General features: G+C 51.0%; 1 protein-coding gene. It reads right to left on the bottom strand.

The window, feature by feature from the left end; all coding sequences use genetic code 11:
* Positions 1–42 precede the first annotated feature (42 nt).
* Positions 43–298 (bottom strand): integrase core domain-containing protein (locus ACT3TC_RS17160; RefSeq protein WP_444641167.1); only part of this gene is annotated, 256 nt, incomplete at its 5' end.

Here is a 298-nt window from a genome sequence, read left to right as displayed (position 1 = left end):
GGTAATCCCCCCATTTATAACCGAAGCGATAAGTAGAGTTGGTTAGGCCGCCATGGCCACCTTCTGTTTCGGTGTTATCCCACCCAATGCCATGTTCGGTCGCTCGTGGTTGTACGTCCAGAGCCAGCGTGTGGCAAAATCCTGTACTTCAGCGATCGAGTCGAAAAGATAATGGCTCAACCAATCATAACGGACTGTTCGGTTGTAGCGTTCAACATAAGCATTCTGCTGCGGATTCCCCGGCTGGATATATCGAAGTTCAATGCCTTCCTGCCTTGCCCAGGTAACGAGCTTACCG

The organism is Halomonas sp. AOP27-A1-41, assembly GCF_052378605.1.
Classification (GTDB): domain Bacteria; phylum Pseudomonadota; class Gammaproteobacteria; order Pseudomonadales; family Halomonadaceae; genus Vreelandella; species Vreelandella citrativorans.
This window is presented reverse-complemented; position numbering and strand designations above follow the sequence as displayed.